At 63.9% G+C, this 18,706-nt stretch carries 18 protein-coding genes and 1 pseudogene (1 of these 19 cut by a window edge); 13 read left to right on the top strand and 6 right to left on the bottom strand.

Annotated features, from left to right (window positions below; translation table 11 throughout):
- Window positions 1–16: 16 nt before the first annotated feature.
- From AB7535_RS42425 to AB7535_RS42415, 3 genes are all read right to left on the bottom strand, one after another.
- On the bottom strand, window positions 17–823 hold the full coding sequence (locus tag AB7535_RS42425; RefSeq protein WP_166348962.1) for an enoyl-CoA hydratase/isomerase family protein: 807 nt from the start codon (window positions 821–823) through the stop codon (window positions 17–19).
- Window positions 824–1,057: 234 nt separating this feature from the next.
- Window positions 1,058–1,816, bottom strand: coding sequence for an SDR family NAD(P)-dependent oxidoreductase (locus AB7535_RS42420; RefSeq protein ID WP_085398966.1), 759 nt, complete (start codon window positions 1,814–1,816; stop codon window positions 1,058–1,060).
- Window positions 1,817–1,871: 55 nt separating this feature from the next.
- Window positions 1,872–2,474, bottom strand: a complete 603-nt coding sequence (locus AB7535_RS42415) for a TetR family transcriptional regulator (protein WP_354114566.1) — start codon at window positions 2,472–2,474, stop codon at window positions 1,872–1,874.
- Window positions 2,475–2,687: 213 nt separating this feature from the next.
- On the opposite strand from AB7535_RS42415, the gene AB7535_RS42410 reads away from it, so the two are divergent.
- Both AB7535_RS42410 and AB7535_RS42405 read left to right on the top strand, forming a co-directional pair.
- Window positions 2,688–3,860, top strand: coding sequence for an acetyl-CoA C-acetyltransferase (locus AB7535_RS42410; RefSeq protein WP_354114534.1), 1,173 nt, complete (start codon window positions 2,688–2,690; stop codon window positions 3,858–3,860).
- A 177-nt stretch (window positions 3,861–4,037) separates the two neighbouring features.
- The gene (locus tag AB7535_RS42405) at window positions 4,038–5,582 is read left to right on the top strand and encodes an acyl-CoA synthetase (protein WP_354114533.1); all 1,545 of its coding nucleotides are present in this window, start codon (window positions 4,038–4,040) and stop codon (window positions 5,580–5,582) included.
- Window positions 5,583–5,709: 127 nt separating this feature from the next.
- Here AB7535_RS42405 and AB7535_RS42400 read toward each other — a convergent pair whose 3' ends face one another.
- Window positions 5,710–6,252: a methylated-DNA--[protein]-cysteine S-methyltransferase gene (locus AB7535_RS42400; protein ID WP_354114532.1), complete on the bottom strand. Its 543-nt coding sequence runs from the start codon at window positions 6,250–6,252 to the stop codon at window positions 5,710–5,712.
- Window positions 6,253–6,393: 141 nt separating this feature from the next.
- Between AB7535_RS42400 and AB7535_RS42395 the strand changes: the two genes are divergently transcribed.
- Window positions 6,394–7,212, top strand: a complete 819-nt coding sequence (locus AB7535_RS42395) for an alpha/beta fold hydrolase (protein WP_354114531.1) — start codon at window positions 6,394–6,396, stop codon at window positions 7,210–7,212.
- A 2-nt stretch (window positions 7,213–7,214) separates the two neighbouring features.
- Window positions 7,215–8,027 carry an alpha/beta fold hydrolase gene (locus AB7535_RS42390; protein ID WP_354114530.1) on the top strand — a complete coding sequence of 271 codons (813 nt, stop codon included), beginning with the start codon at window positions 7,215–7,217 and terminating at the stop codon, window positions 8,025–8,027.
- 169 nt (window positions 8,028–8,196) lie between these two features.
- Here AB7535_RS42390 and AB7535_RS42385 read toward each other — a convergent pair whose 3' ends face one another.
- Window positions 8,197–8,652 (bottom strand): carboxymuconolactone decarboxylase family protein, encoded by a 456-nt coding sequence (locus AB7535_RS42385; protein ID WP_208089258.1) that lies wholly within the window; start codon window positions 8,650–8,652, stop codon window positions 8,197–8,199.
- 99 nt (window positions 8,653–8,751) lie between these two features.
- Here AB7535_RS42385 and AB7535_RS42380 point away from each other — a divergent pair, with 99 nt between their 5' ends.
- From AB7535_RS42380 to AB7535_RS42350, 7 genes and pseudogenes are all read left to right on the top strand, one after another.
- Window positions 8,752–9,609 (top strand): sigma-70 family RNA polymerase sigma factor, encoded by an 858-nt coding sequence (locus tag AB7535_RS42380; protein ID WP_354114529.1) that lies wholly within the window; start codon window positions 8,752–8,754, stop codon window positions 9,607–9,609.
- Between the two features lie 83 nt (window positions 9,610–9,692).
- Window positions 9,693–10,948, top strand: a pseudogene (locus tag AB7535_RS42375) (M20/M25/M40 family metallo-hydrolase).
- Window positions 10,949–11,131: 183 nt separating this feature from the next.
- Window positions 11,132–11,809, top strand: a complete 678-nt coding sequence (locus AB7535_RS42370; RefSeq protein ID WP_063985762.1) for a GntR family transcriptional regulator — start codon at window positions 11,132–11,134, stop codon at window positions 11,807–11,809.
- Window positions 11,810–11,950: 141 nt separating this feature from the next.
- Window positions 11,951–12,751, top strand: a complete 801-nt coding sequence (locus AB7535_RS42365) for a phytanoyl-CoA dioxygenase family protein (RefSeq protein WP_071909359.1) — start codon at window positions 11,951–11,953, stop codon at window positions 12,749–12,751.
- 142 nt (window positions 12,752–12,893) lie between these two features.
- Window positions 12,894–14,201: an NAD(P)H-dependent oxidoreductase gene (locus AB7535_RS42360; protein WP_354114528.1), complete on the top strand. Its 1,308-nt coding sequence runs from the start codon at window positions 12,894–12,896 to the stop codon at window positions 14,199–14,201.
- Between the two features lie 436 nt (window positions 14,202–14,637).
- Window positions 14,638–14,832: a hypothetical protein gene (locus tag AB7535_RS42355; protein ID WP_208084352.1), complete on the top strand. Its 195-nt coding sequence runs from the start codon at window positions 14,638–14,640 to the stop codon at window positions 14,830–14,832.
- Window positions 14,833–14,907: 75 nt separating this feature from the next.
- Entirely contained in the window at window positions 14,908–15,285 is a 378-nt protein-coding gene (locus tag AB7535_RS42350) for a hypothetical protein (protein WP_354114527.1), read from the top strand.
- 204 nt (window positions 15,286–15,489) lie between these two features.
- Here the strand turns inward: AB7535_RS42350 and AB7535_RS42345 are convergent, their stop codons facing one another.
- The gene (locus AB7535_RS42345) at window positions 15,490–16,575 is read right to left on the bottom strand and encodes an NAD-dependent epimerase/dehydratase family protein (RefSeq protein ID WP_354114526.1); all 1,086 of its coding nucleotides are present in this window, start codon (window positions 16,573–16,575) and stop codon (window positions 15,490–15,492) included.
- Window positions 16,576–16,867: 292 nt separating this feature from the next.
- On the opposite strand from AB7535_RS42345, the gene AB7535_RS42340 reads away from it, so the two are divergent.
- Window positions 16,868–17,959 carry a TRAP transporter substrate-binding protein gene (locus AB7535_RS42340; RefSeq protein ID WP_063986726.1) on the top strand — a complete coding sequence of 364 codons (1,092 nt, stop codon included), beginning with the start codon at window positions 16,868–16,870 and terminating at the stop codon, window positions 17,957–17,959.
- A 330-nt stretch (window positions 17,960–18,289) separates the two neighbouring features.
- On the top strand, window positions 18,290–18,706 hold the 5' end (the start) of the coding sequence (locus tag AB7535_RS42335; protein WP_354114525.1) for a TRAP transporter substrate-binding protein. Its footprint extends 675 nt past the window's final position; only the first 417 of its 1,092 coding nucleotides appear in the window; the start codon lies at window positions 18,290–18,292; its stop codon lies off the right edge, out of view.

Genomic DNA, 18,706 nt, shown 5'->3' with positions numbered 1-18,706 from the left:
GCGGATCGTTCTCGTTTCAGCGCCTGATATAGACAGGCTTTCGCTTCTCAAGGAAGGCCCTGATGCCTTCCGAAAATTCCTCGGAGCGACTGCACAGGACCTGGTTGCGGTCCTCTATCGCGATCACGGTTTCCAGCGATCCCGCATCGACGCTCATGTTGAGACATTCTTTTGACAGGCGCAGCCCCACGGGCGAGGCCGTCATCATCGCATCGACGTAAGGTTCAGCGGCTTCGTCGAGCTTGTCTTCGTCGACGACTTCCGAGACGAGCCCGACCGCGAGCGCACGCTCGGCACCGATGAAACGTCCGGTCAGGATCAGCTCGGATGCGACCGAGACGCCGACGAGCCGCGGCAGAAAGTAGCTGGTGCCGATATCGCAGCCGCCAAGGCCGAGCTTGATGAAGGCGCAGTTCATGCGCGCCGACTTGGTCGCGATGCGGATGTCGGAGGCAAGCGCCAGCGCAAAGCCGCCGCCGGCCGCCGCGCCCTGTACTAGAGAGATGATCGGCTGCGGACAACGCCGCATCAGCATCACGATGTCGGCGATGCGGCGCTGCGAGTCGAGCGACTCGGTGACGCCGGGTAGTTCCTGCTGCCCGGCGCGGCGGGCCATCGCGGCCTTGAGGTCGAGGCCGGCGCAAAAATTCTTGCCGGCACCGCGCAGCACGACGACGCGGGTGTCGCGGTTGCGCTGGAGGCCCTGGAAATAGACGTTGAGCGCATCGATCAGCGCGGGATCGAGGGCATTGAGGCTTTCAGGGCGATTGAGCGTCACCGTATCGACGCCATCGTTGTGCTCGATCAGCAGCGGTTGGGACATGGGGCGCTCCTGCATCCGCTCTTTGATTGGCGGTTATTGCGCCCTCTCCCCTTGTGGGAGAGGGCATGTACGTCGCTGACCAAGAACTCGCCTGGGTGAGGGGTCTGTCTCCGCGGATAGAGACCCCTCATCCGGCGCCATAGCCGATGCGAAGCATCGGCGTCCTTTTAAGGACGGCGGCCAAAGGCCGCCTATGCCACCTTCTCCCACAAGGGGAGAAGGAAGAGGCGCGCGCTACCGCGGCGCCATACGGATGGCGCCGTCGAGACGGATAGTCTCGCCGTTGAGCATCGCGTTCTCGACGATGTGCACCGCGAGCGAGCCGTATTCCTTGGCATCGCCGAGGCGCGAGGGATGCGGCACCTGGGCGCCAAGGCTCTTGCGCGCTTCCTCGTTCAGACCCATCAGCAACGGCGTGAAGAACAGGCCGGGCGCGATGGTGTTGACGCGGATCTTCTGGCTCGCGAAGTCGCGCGCGGCCGGCAGCGTCAGACCGACGACGCCGCCCTTCGAAGCCGAATAGGCGATCTGGCCGATCTGGCCTTCATAAGCAGCGACCGAGGCGGTGTTGATGATGACGCCGCGCTCTTCGCCGACCGGCTCGATCGTGACGAGGCGCTCGGCGAACAGACGCAGGCAATTGAAGGTGCCGATCAGATTGACGTTGATGATGCGCGCGAACTTTTCGAGCGGATAGACGCCGTCGCGGCCGACGATGCGCTGCGAACCGCCGATGCCGGCGCAATTCATCAGCACGCGCGCGACGCCGTGCGCTGCTTCCGCCTTCGCGATGGCCGCCTTGATCTGCTCTTCGCTGGTGACGTCGGCATGGAGCGCCACGCCCTTCACCTCGGCGGCGACCTTCTCGGCGTTGTCCTTGTTCTGATCGATCACACCAATCTTGGCGCCCTTGGCGGCCATGGCGCGCGCGGTCGCTTCACCAAGACCCGAACCACCACCGGTGATGAGAACGGCGACGTCTTTCAATTCCATGACAGGCTACCTTTCCTTGGGCGTTTCTTCTCTAGACTTGTACGTCTCGGCCGGATTATCCGGCCGCGACAGCTTCCCCGGCTTGCGTGAGGATGCCGCCGCAGATCAGCGTTTCCATGTGCTTGATGTATTGCCGGCAGACGTCATCGGTGACCGGACCGACGCCGGTCGCGCGAGACATCGCGTGCCGGCCAAAGAACAGGTGATCGCAGGCGCCGATCAGACTGGTGTAGAACAGCACCGGATCGGTGGCGCGGAACTCGCCGCGGCTGACGCCCTCAGTGAGCAGGCGCCGGTGGAAGTCCAGCAGCGGCGCCACGAAGAACTTTGAGACTTCGTCGGCAGAGCCGGCATTGGTCTCATGCAGCAGATAGTGAATCAGCCGGTTCATGTAGGGGAACCGGTAATAGGCGCGGATGATGCCGGCGATGTGCAGCTTCAGCTTCGCCGTCGATGTGACCGGTTGCGCCAGCAGATATTCGAGATTTGACATCTCGGTCGCGGCATCGCGCGCGAGCAGCGCCAGCAAGAGGCCGTCCTTGTTGCCGAAATGATATTTGACCAGCGCGGCATTGGCGCCCGACTTCTGGGCGATGTCGGACAGCGAGATCTCGATCGACGAGCGTTCGATCATCAGGTCGCTCGCGGCCACGAGCAATTTCTCTGCCGTGGAATTCTTTCCGCTGGGGAGCCTGTTCGGTACGCTGGTAGTCACGGAGTTCCCTGTTCTCGCCGCTTGAAGCGGCCGCAGATAAGCCGAAGCAGCGCCTCATCACAAGAGTTAATTGATCGATTGACTAAACGATATCGCGCCCATTAAATCCGCGCCGACAATCCAACTCGATAGAGAACAATCCAGGGAGAGACCGACATGGCCGAGGCTTACATCGTCGCCGCTGCGCGTACCGCGGGCGCGCGCAAGGGGGGCCGCCTCGCCGGCTGGCATCCGGCCGATCTCGCCGCGAAGGTGCTGGACGAGCTGGTCGATCGCACCAAGGTCGATCCCGCCCTGGTCGAGGACGTGATCATGGGTTGCGTGATGCAGGTCGGTGAGCAGTCCAACAACGTCGCGCGCAACGCGATCATGGCCTCGAAGCTGCCGGAGAGCGTTCCGGGCACTTCGATCGATCGGCAGTGCGGCTCCTCGCAGCAGGCGCTGCACTTCGCAGCGCAGGCCGTGATGTCCGGCACGATGGATGTGGTGATCGCCGCCGGCGTGGAATCGATGACGCGCGTGCCGATGGGCCTGTCCTCGCAGCTTCCGGCCAAGAACGGCTTTGGCAATTACAAGAGCCCGGGCATCGAGCACAAATATCCGAACATCGTGTTCAGCCAGTTCACCGGCGCGGAGATGATGGCCGAGAAGTACGGCCTCTCCAAGGATGACCTCGACGAATACTCCTACAACAGCCATCAGCGCGCGATCGCGGCAACGCAAGCCGGCCACTTCAAGAAGGAGATCGTGCAGCTCGAGATCACCCGCGCCGACGGCAGCAAGGACACCCATCACATCGACGAGGGCATCCGCTTCGACGCCACGCTCGACGGCATCAAGGGCGTCAAGCTGATCGCCGAGAACGGCAAGCTGACGGCGGCCAGCGCCAGCCAGATCTGCGACGGCGCTTCCGGCGTGATGGTCGTGAACGAGCGCGGCCTCAAGCAGCTCGGCCTCACACCGCTGGCGCGCATCCACCACATGACCATGACCGGCGGCGATCCCGTCATCATGCTGGACGCACCGTTGCACGCCACCAAGCGCGCACTGGAGAAGGCCGGCATGACGATCGACGACATCGACCTGTTCGAGGTCAACGAGGCTTTCGCTTCGGTTCCGACCGGCTGGCTGAAGACCACCGGCGCCGATCCAGCCCGCCTCAACGTCAATGGCGGCGCCATCGCGCTTGGTCATCCGCTCGGCGGCTCCGGCACCAAGCTGATGACCACACTGGTCCACGCCCTGCACCAGCGCGGCAAGCGCTATGGCCTGCAGACTATGTGCGAAGGCGGCGGCATGGCGAATGTAACGATCGTGGAGCGGCTGTAAGCTGCTGCTGCCACACTAACGGTGTCGTCCCGGCGAAAGCCGGGACCCATACCGCGAAATATATCGATTGTGGTTGGTCGCAGTACCGAACGACGATCCTCTGCCAAACGACGCCCTGTGGTTATGGGTCCCGGCTTTCGCCGGGACGACATCTCGTGTGCCTTGGGACCTACGCTTATGACCCATCCGTCCATCTACGCTCGCACAACGCCCGACAAGATCGCCTACCAGATGGCCGGGACCGGCAAAGCGATCACCTATCGCGAGCTCGATGAGCTCTCGAACCAGGGCGCAAACCTGTTCCGCTCGCTCGGCCTGAAGGCCGGCGACCACATCGCGCTCTTGATGGAAAACCGTCTCGCGTTCATGGAGATCTGCTGGGCGGCGCAACGCAGCGGGCTCTATTACACCGCCATCAGCCGCTATCTGAAGCAGGACGAGATCGACTACATCATCGGCGATTGCGGCGCCAAGGTCGTGATCACCACGCCGAAATGCGCCGACCAGATCAAGGCCCTGATCAAGGGGACCGCGGGCGAGCCGATCTTCTACATGGTCGACGAGCCCCAGCCCGGCTTCCGCTCCTACGACAAGGAAGCGTCCGCACAGCCGACAACGCCGATTGCGGACGAGGTCGCCGGCTACGACATGCTGTATTCGTCCGGCACCACCGGCCGACCGAAGGGCATCAAGAGGGCCTTCGAAGGCAACAAGATCGACGTGCCGAACGCCTTCCTGCGCGTCCTCTGCGCCGACATGTGCGGCATGAATGCGGAGAGCACCTATCTCTCGCCGGCGCCGCTCTATCACGCGGCTCCGCTGCGCTTCAACATGATGGCGATCGTGCTCGGCGGCACCTCCATCATCATGGAGCATTTTGATGCCGAGGATTTCCTCAAGCTGGTCGAGAAATACAAGGTCACGCAGTCGCAACTCGTGCCGACCATGTTCGTGCGCATGCTGAAGCTGCCTGACGATGTCCGCAACCGTTACGACGTCTCCACACTGAAGGGCGCGATCCACGCCGCGGCCCCCTGCCCTGTCGACGTCAAGGCAAAAATGATCGAATGGTGGGGACCGATCCTGATCGAGTATTACGCCGGCTCGGAAGGCAACGGCGTCACCGTCTGCAATTCGCAGCAATGGCTGGAGCATCGCGGCAGCGTCGGCCGCGCCGTGGTCGGCAAGATCAAGATCCTGGACGAGAACGACGAGGAGCAGCCGGTGGGCGAGATCGGCACGGTCTATTTCGCCGATGCGCCTGTTTTCACCTATCACAACGATCCAGAGAAAACGAAGAAGGCCTACAATGCCAAGGGTTGGTCGACGCTTGGCGACGTCGGCTACCTCGACAAGGACGGTTTTCTGTTCCTCACCGACCGCAAGTCCTACATGATCATCTCCGGCGGTGTGAACATCTACCCGCAGGAGACCGAGGACGTCCTCATCACCCACCCTGATATCGCCGACGTCGCCGTGTTCGGCGTGCCGAACGAAGAGATGGGCGAAGAGGTGAAGGCGGTGGTGCAGCCGCACGACATGAGCCGCGCCGGCAAGGCGCTCGAGGCGGACCTGATCGCCTACTGCAAGACGCGTCTCTCGGCGATCAAGTGCCCGCGCTCGATCGATTTCGAAGCCGAGCTGCCGCGCACGCCGACGGGCAAGCTGGTGAAGCGACATCTGCGCGACCGGTATTGGCCGAAGACGGCGGCGAAGATTTAAGGGCGATTCGTAGGGTGGATTAGCGAAGCGTAATCCACCTCTTCTCGCGCCGGGCCAAAAGTGGTGGATTACGCCTTCGGCTAATCCACCCTACGCTTCCTGCGTCCGGGGCGGGAGACCTTGTACCTCAATCAAACAGGCTCGGCGTGTGGTTCACCAGCGCGCCTTCGATCTCGAGCATCTTCAGCTTCGTCACCACGCCGCCATTCGCCGAGAAGCCGCCGGGCTTGTTGCCGGCAGCCAGCACGCGATGGCAGGGCACGACAATCGGGCACGGATTGCGGCCGAGCGCCTGACCGACATCGCGCGACAGCTGGACGCCGCCGAGCTGCTTGGCGATATCGCCATAGGTGATGGTCTTTCCCGGCGGGATGGCGCGGGCGATCTCGTAGACGCCGCGGTTGAACTCGGGCACGCCGTCGAGATCGAGCGGAATGTCGGTGAGATCATCCGGCTCGCCCGCGAGCAGTTTTGTGATGCGGTCGATCGCCTCTCGCACCTCGGCAGTCGGTTCGGCCTCGGTGGCATCGGCATGGCGCTGGCTGATGCGGGTGCGGATCTTCTCCTCGCCGCCCATGGGCAGTTGCGTGCCGTTGATACCACGCGGGCCCCAGGCGACGGCACAGAGGCCGATCCTGGTGTCGAACAGGGCAAAATGCTGGTCGGTCATGGCTTGGTTCCTGGCTTGCGCCCTCGTCGCATGCCCCCATTGTGATCCATGCCTAAATCTAGGCTTGGAAATAGTTGCGATCCACCCGGTTTCCGGGAATCTTGCACAGGAGTTCCTGCCTCCCCTCCCGCGAGCCCCCGAATGCAAAGCCTCCACGTCAACGGATACGACATGACCTATCTCGACGTGGGTGAAGACCGAGGCCGGCCGCCGCTGGTCTGCGTGCATGGCTCGCTCAATGACTTTCGCGTCTGGAGCTGCGTGCTCGGACCGCTGACGCAGCGGCATCGGGTGATCGCCGTCAGCTTGCGGCATTTCTTCCCCGACCGCTGGGATGGCGTCGGCGACACCTATTCGATCGCCCAGCATGTCCAGGACGTCATCGCCTTCATCGAGAAGCTCGACGTCGGCCCGGTCGATCTGATGGGCCATTCCCGCGGCGGCCACATCTGCTTCCGCGTGGCGCAGGCGCGCCCCGATCTGCTCCGGCGGCTGGTCCTGGCCGAACCCGGCGGCGAGCTCGATGCGAGCCTCGATCCCGATTACGTCGATGGCCCCTCGCCGCTCTTGGCGCGGTTCACCGCCTCGGCCGCGAAGATCGCGGCCGGCGATGTCGACGGCGGCCTTGCCGTGTTCGTCGACACGCTGGAGGGCGCCGGCACCTGGCCGCGGCTGCCGGCGATGGTGAAGCAGAATCTGCGCGACAACGCCTATACCCTGATCGGGCAGGTCCGCGACGATCGTCCGCCCTTCTCAAAGGCGGATGCGGAATCGATCAGGATGCCGACGCTGTTCATCCTGGGCGCGCGCACCAAGGGCCTGCTGTCGAAAGTGCTGCATGCGTTGGCGGCTCATGTGCCCTATTCGAAGACGGCGATCATCCCGAACGCGACGCATCCGATGTTCGAGCAGGCGCCGCAAAAATACACCGAACTGGTTCTGGATTTCCTGGCGAGCTGATCATGCAGAGCTTTCGCGTCAACGGTTACGACATGGCCTATCTCGAAGTCGGGGACGGCCCGCCGCTGGTCTGCGTCCACGGCACGTTAGGTGATTTCCGCACCTGGTATTCAGTGCTCGGCCCGCTGTCGAAGTCCCATCGCGTCATCTCGGTCAGCCTGCGGCACTTCTTCCCCGAGCATTGGGACGCCGTCGGCGACGACTACAAGATGGCGCAACACGTCGCGGACACGATCGCCTTCATCGAGCAGGTCAGGCCCGGCCCGGTCGACCTGATGGGCCATTCGCGCGGCGGCCACATCGCATTTCGCGTCGCGCAGGCGCGGCCTGACCTCCTGCGCAAGCTGGTGCTGGCCGAACCGGGCGGCGATCTCGACGCCAGCCTGCCGGTGCCCGAAGGCACGCCCGCGCATCCGCCGCTCGCTGCGAAGACGATACGCTCGGTCGAGATGATCCGCGCCGGCGATCTCGACGGCGCGCTGCGGAATTTCTACGAGGGCATCGAAGGCGACGGCTCGTGGCGGCGCGTGCCGGCGGCGGCGAAACAACAGCTGCGCGACAACACGCTCACCTTCCTCGGCCAGATCAACGAGCAGCGCCGGCCCTACACGCTCGCTGATGCGCAGGCGATCAGGACGTCGACGCTGCTGATCGGCGGCGGCGCGACGACCGGCAGCCTGTCGATGATGTGGCGCGTGCTGGCCGAGCACATCGCGGGCAGCAAGACCGCGGTGATCCCCAATGCCGGCCACTGGATGTTCGAGCAGGCGCCGCTTGAGTTCGGCGAGGTGGTGAACAGGTTTTTGGCGGAGTAGATCTTTTCCTTCCTTCTCCCCTCTTGTCCGCCGAAGCCTTCAGGCGAAGGCGGATGTGGGAGAAGGATCACATCTGCAAATGAGTCTGCGGAGAAATACCCCTCACCCAAGTGAGTTCGTGTCTCCCAGCGGCGCTGCCCTCTCCCGCAAGGGGAGAGGGCACAGAAACTCACACCTTCCACACGCCGACCGGCATCTTGATCGTCGCATTCAGCCGGTTCCAGACGTTGATCGTCGCGATCGAGAGGATCAGCGTTGCGAGCTCGCGCTCGTCAAAATGCTTGGCGGCCTCGTTCCAGATCGCATCCGGCACGGGGTCTTCGCGATCGGCGAGACGCGTGACGGCTTCGGTCAGCGCCAGCGCGGCGCGCTCGGCGTCGCTGAAATAGGGCGCATCGCGCCAGGCCGACACGGCAAACAGGCGCTCGTCGGTCTCGCCAGCTTTGCGGGCGATCTTGGGATGCATGTCGACGCAGACGCTGCAGCCATTGATCTGGCTGGCGCGCAGGTGCACCAGTTCGAGGAGTTTTTCCGGCAGGCCCTGCTTGGTCAAATTGCCAAGGGACTGAAGGACATTCATGGCCTCCGGCAGGACCATGACCGGGTGGTTCATGCGGGCGTGCATCATCTTGCGTCTCCGTTTGAAAATTTCGACGGTTCCGGTCACATCGGCCGGATTGGCTTCGTCATGGGGATGACGGATGACCACGAGGGAATGTGACCGATGAGCGAAGAAAATTTTCTCAGCCGCCAGTTCGAGGCCAGCAGGGACCATCTGCGCGCGGTCGCCTACCGGATGCTGGGTTCCAGCGCCGAGGTCGACGATGCCGTGCAGGAGGCCTGGCTGCGGGTCAGCCGCTACGACACGTCCGATGTCGCGAACCTGCGGGGCTGGCTGACCACCGTGGTCGCGCGCATCTGCCTCGACATGCTGCGTGCGCGCAAGTCACGCCGCGAGGACCCGATGGGCCCGCATGTGCCCGAGCCGGTCGACGAGACGCGGGAGCGCGAGGCCGAGATGGCTGATTCCGTCGGCGCGGCCCTCCTCGTCGTGCTCGAGACATTGCAGCCGGCAGAGCGGCTCGCCTTCGTGCTGCACGACATGTTCGCAGTCCCGTTCGAGGAGATCGCGCCGATCGTCGGACGCTCGGTCGACGCCTCACGGCAGCTTGCGAGCCGCGCACGTCGGCGCGTCCAGGGTGCGCCGGTGCCCGAGGCGGACATCTCGCACCAGCGCGCGATCGTCGATGCTTTCCTCAGGGCTTCGCGCGAGGGCAATTTCGAGGGCCTGCTGGCCCTGCTCGATCCCGACGTCGTGTTCCGTGCCGACCAGGCTGCGGTGCGGCTCGGCACGCTGCCGGAGATCCGCGGCGCGGATGCGGTCGCACAGCTCTACAAGGGCCGTGCGCAGGCTGCACGGACGGCGCTGGTCGATGGCGAGATCGGCGTCGCCGTCATCTTCGGCGGACGTCTGCGCATCGCGCTGCGCGTGACGTTCAACGGCGACCGGATCGCGGGGATCGAGGCGGTAGCCGATGCGGACCAGATCGCGACGATGGAGGTGGAGGTGCTGGAGCGCTAGCGGGACGTGGCATCCGGACAGCCCGGATGTTACGCTGAAGTCCAATCGCGCGCGGTGCGCTCAAGACGCGAAAGGACGATTCCATGACAGCCCGCTTCATTCCCCTGCTCGCTTTGTCCCTGCTCGGCCTCGCCGCCGGCAGCACCATCGCGCTTGCGGCCGCCGACGAGAAGCTCAAGGCCGCGGCCGAGCAGGAGAAGGCGCCGCTGATCGAGACCCTGCGCGACATGGTGATGATCGAGAGCGGCAGCAGCGATGCCGAGGGCCTGAAGAAGATGGCCGACTTCACCGAAGCGCGCCTGAAGGCGCTGGGCGCCACCATCGAGCGGCGCAAGACCACCGCGGGCACGGGCGCCGACATGGTGATCGCCAGCTTCCAGGGCCCCGGGTCGCGAAAGCTGATGCTGATCGCGCACATGGACACGGTCTATCAGCGCGGCATTCTCGCAAGCGAGCCGTACCGTGTCGACGGCAACCGCATCTACGGCCCCGGCATCGCCGACGACAAGGGCGGCATCGCCGTGGTCCTGCATGCGCTCAAGATCCTGAAGGACGCCGGCTGGCAGGACTACGCCAAGCTTACCGTGGCCTTCAATCCGGATGAAGAGGTCGGCTCGATCGGGTCGGGCGAGATCATCGCAGAGCTCGCCGACCAGCACGACGTCGTGCTCTCCTGCGAACCGACGGTCGCCGCGCCGATCGCCAGGAATGACGGACTGCTGCTGGGCGCGAGCGGCACTGCGACGGCGAAGATGGAGGTGAAGGGCCGCGCCTCGCATGCCGGCGCCGCGCCCGATCTCGGCCGCAACGCGCCGATCGAGCTCGCACACCAATTGCAGCAGACAAAGGACGTCGCCAAGTCGATCCCGGGCACGCAGCTCAACTGGACCACGGCGCAGGCAGGCACGGTGCGCAACCAGATTCCGGAAAAGGCCGAGGCCGGCGCCGACATCCGCCTGACCATCCCCGATGGCATCGCCAAATTGCAGGCGGCGCTCGACGCGAAGGTGAAGGACAGGTTCGTGCCCGACACCGAAACCACGGTGACGATCATTGCGGGCCGCCCGCCCTTCGTCGCGAGCGATCGCGGCCGCGCGCTCGCGCAGGAGGGGCAGGCGATCTATGCCGAGATCGACCGCAAGCTCGACATCGCCGAGATGACCGGCGGCGCCACCGACGCCGGCTATGCCAACCGCAGCGGCAAGCGGTCGTGGTCGAGAGCTTTGGCCTCGCCGGCTTCGGCTATCACGCGCGGGACGAATTCATCGACACCAACTCGATCGTGCCGCGGCTCTATCTGATGAGCCGGATACTGATCGAGCAGGGCACGAAGAAGTAGGCGCCGGGGCCGGCCAAGCCATTTTGGCGAAAACAACCCCATGCACAGTAGACGGCCCTCGCGATATCAATGGCTTAGCGAGGCCAAAACGGCGGCTTGAGGCCCGCCTTGACGCCCTCCCCCTCCCGCAGTACCTTCGAATACGGAATTCCGTATTCCCTTTTATGTCTCGGAGCTGCCGGCGTGATCCCTCTCGACCCGCTCCCGAACCTGATCGACCAGGTCTATGCGCGGATCCTGGAGGCGATCTCCGACCGCACGCTTCAGCCCGGCCAACGCATCCGGCAGAACGAACTCGCCGACAAGCTCGGCGTGTCGCGCCAGCCGGTGTCGCATGCGCTGCATCTGCTGCACCGGCAGGGTCTCGTCGCCGAGAGCGGCCGGCGCGGCTTTGAAGTCACCCAGCTCGACCCCTCGCGCATCCGCCAGCTCTACGAGGTGCGAGGCGCCATCGACGCGCTGGCCGCGCGGCTCGCCGCTCAGCGCGCCGCAAGCGACGCGGCGGGACGCGCGCGGTTGGACGCAGCCCTCGCCGCCGGACGCCGCATCGACCGCAAGACGTCGCTCGCCGAGCTGATCGTGCTCGACGTCGATTTTCACCGCGCGATCTATCAGCTCGCGGGCAATCCCGTGATCGAGGAGACGATCGCGCCTCAATGGCCGCATATGCGCCGCTCGATGGCGACGGTGCTCTCCGAGCTCGATTATCGCGGCAGCGCGTGGGCCGAGCATGCGACGATTGCCGGACACATTCTCGCAGGCGATGCGAAAGCCGCCGAGCGCGCAGCGCTGGCCCATGCGCAGACGGCGGGACGGATGACCGAGGAGAAATTGAGGGCGACGGACGAGGCGGCGGCGTAGCCATTTGCGCGCCCGCCGTCATGCCCGGGCTTGTCCCGGGCATCCACGTTCTTCTCGCGAACGTGGAGCAAAGACGTGGATGGCCGGGTCAAGCCCGGCCATGACGAGAGAAAACAACAAATCAAAGCAGGAGGACGACCCATGAAACTGTCTCAGGAGCAATTGGAGTTCTTCCATCGCGAGGGCTGGCTGTTCCTCCCCGAATTGTTCAGCCAGGAGGAAGTCGACTTCCTCGCGCGCGAGGCGGTCGGCATCTATGACGCGAACCGGCCCGAGGTCTGGCGCGAGAAGAGCGGTGCGCCACGCACGGCGTTTGCCGCACATCTCTACAACGAGGCATTCCGCATCCTGGGCGCGCATCCGCGCATGATCGACCCGGTCGAGCAATTGTTCGGCGAGCCGGTCTACATGCACCAGTTCAAGATCAACGCGAAATCGGCCTTCACCGGCGACGTCTGGCAATGGCACCAGGATTACGGCACCTGGAAGCGCGACGATGGCATGCCGGAGCCGCGCGCGATGAACATCGCGATCTTCCTCGACGAGGTGATGCCGATCAACGGCCCCCTGATGCTGGTGCCGCAGAGCCAGAATGCCGGCGATCTCCAGGCCTCGCATGACCTTGCGACGACCTCCTATCCACTGTGGACGCTCGACGAAGAGACCGTGACGCGCCTCGTCAAGCAGGGCGGCATCGTCGCGCCCACAGGCAAGCCGGGCGGCATGCTGATGTTCCACGGCAATCTCGTGCATGGCTCGGCCGGCAACATCACGCCCTACCCGCGCAAGATCGTGTACCTGACGCTGAACGCGGTCTCGAACTACATCCGCACGCCGACGCGGCCGGAATACATCGCGCATCGCGACTTCGCGCCGATCAAGACGGTGGACGACGATGCGCTGGTGCGACTCGCACGTGCGCCGCGACAGGCGGCGGAGTAAGTTCTCACTGTCATTCCGGGGCGCGCCTTCTTGGGCGCGAGCCCGGAATCCATACTCCCGATCGTGGTTATGGATTCCGGGCTCGACGCTGCGCGTCGCCCCGGAATGACGAGCTTTGATTGTTGCGCTCAGGACATCCCCCATGAACCTCTTCCGCCTCCTCCAGGCCCGCGCGTCCGCCGGCAAGCCTGTCCGTGTCGCGCTGATCGGTGCCGGCAAGTTCGGCTCGATGTTTCTGGCGCAGGTGCCGCACACGCCGGGGTTGGAGGTGCCCATCATCGTCGATATCGATCGCGACCGTGCGCGTGAGGCGTGCCGCACCGTGGGCTGGGATGCGGAGCGCATCGCGGCCACTGTGTTTACCGACGACGGCGCACGCGCCATTGCCGGCGGCGCGATGGATGTTGTCGTTGAAGCGACCGGCAATCCGGCCGTCGGCATCAGGCACGCGCGCGCTGCGATTGCGGCGGGCAAGCATATCGTGATGGTGAATGTCGAGGCCGACGTGCTGGCGGGCCCGCTGCTCGCCGAGGAAGCGCGCAAGGTGGGCGTGGTCTATTCGCTCGCCTATGGCGACCAGCCGGCGCTGACAGCCGAGATGGTCGACTGGGCGCGCGCCACCGGTTTTCGCGTGGTCGCGGCCGGCAAGGGGACAAAATATCTGCCGGCCTATCACGACGTGACGCCTGACGGCGTCTGGCAGCACTATGGTCTCACCGCGGGCGAGGCACAGTCGGCCGGCATGAATCCGCAGATGTTCAACTCCTTCCTCGACGGCACCAAATCGGCGATCGAGATGGCGGCTATCGCCAATGCCTGCGGGCTCGACGTGCCCGCGAGCGGCTTGCTGTTTCCGCCCTGTGGCGTCGACGATTTGCCGCATGTCATGCGCCCCAGCGACAAGGGCGGCGTGCTGGAACGGTCGGGCGTGGTGGAGGTGGTGTCGTCACTCGAGCGCGACGGCCGGCCGGTGTTTCGCGATTTGCGCTGGGGCGTCTATGTCGTGCTGGAGGCGCCGAACGACTATGCCGCTGATTGCTTCAGGCAATACGGCCTGAAGACCGACGGCAGCGGACGCTTCGCGGCGATGTACAAGCCGTACCATCTGATCGGGCTCGAGCTGAACATCTCGATCCTGTCGGCGGCGCTGCGGGGCGAGCCGACCGGCCAGCCCTATGGCTTCCGCGGCGACGTTGCCGCCGTGGCCAAGCGCAATCTGCGCGCCGGCGAGATGCTGGACGGCGAAGGCGGCTACACCGTGTGGGGCAAGCTGGTGCCGGCGGCCGCGAGCCTGAAGGCAGGCGCCCTGCCGATCGGTCTCGCACATCGCCTGAAGCTGAAGCACGATGTCGCCCATGGCGAGATCGTGCGCTGGAGCGACGTCGAGTTCGACGCTAACAACGAGACGATCAAGACGCGAAAGGTAATGGAGACGGCATTCGCGAAATAGCGGCTAGAACTGCCCCGGTTGAGCGGGTGGACTGGGCCAATCCGATCGCAAATTGTTCGGATTATTCCTTGCGAACAAGTCCTGCCTTATAACGCCGCTCGGGCCCGCATCAATTGATGGTGGCAATCCGCGAACATCACGGGTTGGCGCGACTATGACGCCGGTCTGAACGCCACAATTGGCGGGATAGCCAACGTGTCGGCAGTAAGTTGCAGCACTCGCGCCTGCATTGCTTCCAATTGAGAAGCCAATAATTAGTGACGCTGACAAGGCAATTGATCGCTTCATTCTTGCCTCCTGTAGCTGATCCACGGGAGAGAATTATAGATGAAGTGTAGCTATGCCAAAGCGGTGAATGTTGAACCATGAGTTCGGCTTCTCGATCAAAAGCCGGCATCGGCCGCAGCCCGCGCCATGTCCAACCATATGCGGACTCATGATCGCAGCAGGTTGCGTCCTCTTCGACCACGATGGCCTTGGCTTCGGCCTCCTCGAAATTCTTGCGCTGGTCACAGCGATTGATAGCCCCGAGAAGCCAATGGCCGGGCCGAGCAGTGTCAGGATGGTCGCGAAGGATGACACCGGGATGCTCGTTCTGTTCGTGCTCGCCCAACGTGTCACGTCGATTTGATGTTTTGCGCGCAAAAAAAACGGGTACTGACACACGTGGCATCTTGCACCACGGTCCAACCGTAAGGAGCAATCCATGATAAATCTGAAAATTCTTGGTGCGGTCGTTGTTGTGGCATCTGCCCTGTCCAGCTCTGCTGTACAGGCGCAGTGGTACAACTCCAATCCGGACGCATGCCAAGCTGAATTCGCCAGCTGCACGGGTCTTGGAACGGGGACCACCCCCGACTATCGGGTTCGGCCATCAACTCGGCGAACGGCATATCGCCAGCCGGCAGCGGCGGACGCTACTGTCGGCAGCTGGGGCAATTCCTACGCCATGTCGCCCGGCATGTCGTACGGCGAGATGGGCTGGCAGGGCAGCTGGAGTACGTATGCTGCCCGCAACGGCATCGTCTGCCGGCCCGGCACCTATTTCAAGGGTAGCGACGGCCTCCAGCATCTCTGCCAGTAGGTCATCTGCTCTGACGTTAAACAGCTCAGGCGGCCCCAAAGGGGCCGCCTGTTTTGTGCTGGCTTGTGGCTCTCGCCGAGAATTAGCATCCAGATCGCGCGGTGGGTGCACGACTGGGTGTACGAACGACCCCGATCTCCGGATCGAGGTCGCGTACCGTAACCAGTGCTTCGAGCGGGCGGCGGGCCTTCGTAGTAACGATCTCTATGGAAGCAGCCGGCTATCTTTGGCTTGCTTGAACCACTTCCGGAACATGTCCTCGGTGTCCATCATCTCGGTGAAGCCGGCGCGGTTGATCTTCACGGTCGAGACGATCGAGGGCGGACCGGACTCGGTCTGGCCGTAGCGCATGCTGTAATCGGCGTATTGGAACGACAGGCCGACGAAGTCGGCGAGGTCCGGCGACACGAGGTCATGCTTGCGTCGCAACGCGTCCCAAGAAGAGACCCAATTGGGAAACTCCTTGGCGAGCGATAGCGGGATCGGCTTGCCGGGCTTCATCTCCAGCGCGTCGGCCACCGCGGGCCAGATGTTTTCCCAGGTGAAGACATCGCCATTGGTGACGTTGAAGGCTTCGTTCTGTGCCGCCTTGGCCTCGCCCGACCAGGCGATCGCGCGCGCGAGGAGATCGACGTCGACGGCCTGCGCCACCCGCGCGGCGCCGCCGGGAAAGTCGAGCGGCCTGCCCTGCTCGCGCAGCATCGCCGCATAGACGCCGAGCGGCGGGATCAGATCCATGGCGCCCCCCATGGCGAGGCCGACGATCAGAACGGGGCGCAAGATGCTCCGGTGCCAGGCTTTCCCGGCCTGGAGCTCGCGCAGGAAATTTTCCTGCGCCCAATAAAAGTTGGGCTGCTCGTACATCTCGGAGCGGCCTTCGCGCGCCGGCACCGTCAGGGGGCGAACGTGAACCCCGTAGGCCTTGGTGCCCTGCAACAGAGCGACATGCTTGAGGTCCGGCGCGACCGGCTCGAGCGCGGCCATCAAATTGCGCAACATCAGATCATTGGTCTTGATCTGCTGCGGATCGCGCCAACCATCGACGAGCTGTGGCGCCTCGTAGAGCGCGGCGTAGATCAAATGGGTGGCGCCCTGAAGCTCGGCCGCGGCACGGCGGCAATCGGCTTCGCTGGTAAGGTCGATCGGGACATGGCGGGCGCCGTAGAGGCCGCGCGGCTTGCGCCGCGACAGCGCGATGACCTCGCAGGGGCTGGATGTGCCGAAGTGTCGCAACGCGGCGTTGCCGACGAGACCGGTTGCCCCAGCGACCACGACCTTTTTGCTCGTCATGCGCGAGCCTCCCTTGTTATTGCCTAATCGCGTAGCAGATCGCTGATGGTTCCGACTTGCGTCTGGCCCGCGTTCGCACTTGCGAGGACGGCATCAGGCTTGATTATCGCAGGGCGTCCGGTCATCCTTGCTGACGGAACCGCAACGCTCGGCTTCCAGCAACAAGAGCCCATCAGGGCCATTCGGAAACGCTCAAACAAATCTCAACAAGAGAACGTCGATCCTCGACGAAGACAAGACGACAGCAAGATCGTTCCCTGGTCGATGCATCGACGCAATGGAAGGGATGCGCATGAAACGTCGTGATTTTCTGAAGGTGACAGGCGTCGGCCTGGCCGCGAGCACAGCAGTGGCTGCGCCCGCGATCGCGCAGTCGTCGCCCGAGGTCAGGTGGCGCTACGCCACGAGCTGGCCGAAAGCCCTCGATACGCTCTATGGCGGCTGCGAATATTTCTGCAAGCAGGTCGCCGACATTACCGACAACAAATTCCAGATCCAGCCTTTTGCGGCGGGCGAGATCGTCCCGGGCCTGCAGGTGCTCGACGCCGTGTCGAACGGCACGGTCGAGATCGGCAATACCGCGCTTTATTACTATTGGGGCAAGAACCCCGCATTCACGTTCGCAACTGCCCTCCCGTTCGGCTTGAACACGCGCCAGCAGATTTCCTGGCTGCTGTGGGGCGGCGGACAGGATCTCGTCAACGACCTCCTGAAGGAGCACAACGTCTACGGCATCCCGACCGGATCGACCGGCGCGCAGATGGGCGGCTGGTTCAGGAAGGAGATCAAGACGGTCGACGACCTCAAGGGCCTGAAGATGCGTATCGGCGGCTTTGCCGGCACGATCCTCGCCAAGCTCGGCTGCGTGCCACAGCAGCTCGCCGGCGGCGACATCTATCCGGCGCTGGAGAAGGGCACCATCGACGCGGCCGAATGGGTTGGTCCCTATGACGACGAGAAGCTCGGCTTCGCCAAGGTCGCGAAGTACTACTACTATCCCGGCTGGTGGGAAGGCACGAGCCAGGGCCACAACATCATGAACATCGAGAAGTGGAACGCGCTGCCCAAGCACTATCAGGCGGCGATCGACGCGGCGTCACGCGACACCTTCACCTGGATCACCGGCAAGTACGATGCGGTGAATGCTCCGGCGCTGAAGCGGCTGATCGTGAACGGCGCGATCCTCAGGGGCTTCCCGCAGGAAGTGCTCGAGGCCTGCTACAACACCGCCAACGAGATCTATGCCGACCTGTCCAAGACCAATCCGCATTTCGGCAAGATGCATGCGAGCATGACCGCGTTCAAGAATGACTCGTTGCCTTGGACGCAGGTGGCCGAGCTGAGCTACGACAGCTTCATGGCGCGGATGCGGACCAAGACGTGAGGCGCTGAGCGGCTCACACGACTAAAGACGGAGAAGCCCCGGAGATGCTGCCATCTCCGGGGTTTTACGTGCTTTGGTTCTGGTTTCGGACCAAACCTGGTTGTCCCAATCGGCTTCGCAACTGCGAGCGTTCCGACGACGCTTGATTATCGCAAAGCGACCGGTCATCCTGATGGGCGGAACCGCAACGTACGGGATCCACAAAGAGCCCTAAAGGGCCGTCGGACACACTCACACCTTCACCAAAGACAAGTTCGGTTCTCGGCGAAGCAAAAGACGACACGAAGATCGTTCCCTTAGTCGAGCAATCGGCACAACGGAGGGATACGCATGAAACGTCGTGAATTTCTAAAAGTGACAGGCGCTGGCCTGGCGGCAAGCACAGCGGTTGCTGCGCCGGCCATCGCGCAATCTTCGCCGGAAGTGAGATGGCGGCTCGCCGCGAGCTGGCCCAAGGCGCTCGATACGCTCTATGGCGGCTGCGAATATTTCTGCAAGCGCGTGGCCGAGGCCACCGACAACAAATTCCAGATCCAGCCGTTCGCGTCCGGCGAGATCGTGCCGGGCCTGCAGGTGCTCGATGCCGTCTCGAACGGCACGGTCGAGATGGGCAACACGGCGCTGTATTATTACTGGGGCAAGAACCCCGCCTTCACGTTCGGCACCTCGCTGCCGTTCGGACTGAACACGCGGGCGCATATCTCCTGGCTGCTGTTCGGCGGCGGCACGGAAATGCTCAACGACCTG

The organism is Bradyrhizobium sp. 956_D2_N1_4 (assembly GCF_052076025.1).
Classification (GTDB): domain Bacteria; phylum Pseudomonadota; class Alphaproteobacteria; order Rhizobiales; family Xanthobacteraceae; genus Bradyrhizobium; species Bradyrhizobium barranii.
This window is presented reverse-complemented; position numbering and strand designations above follow the sequence as displayed.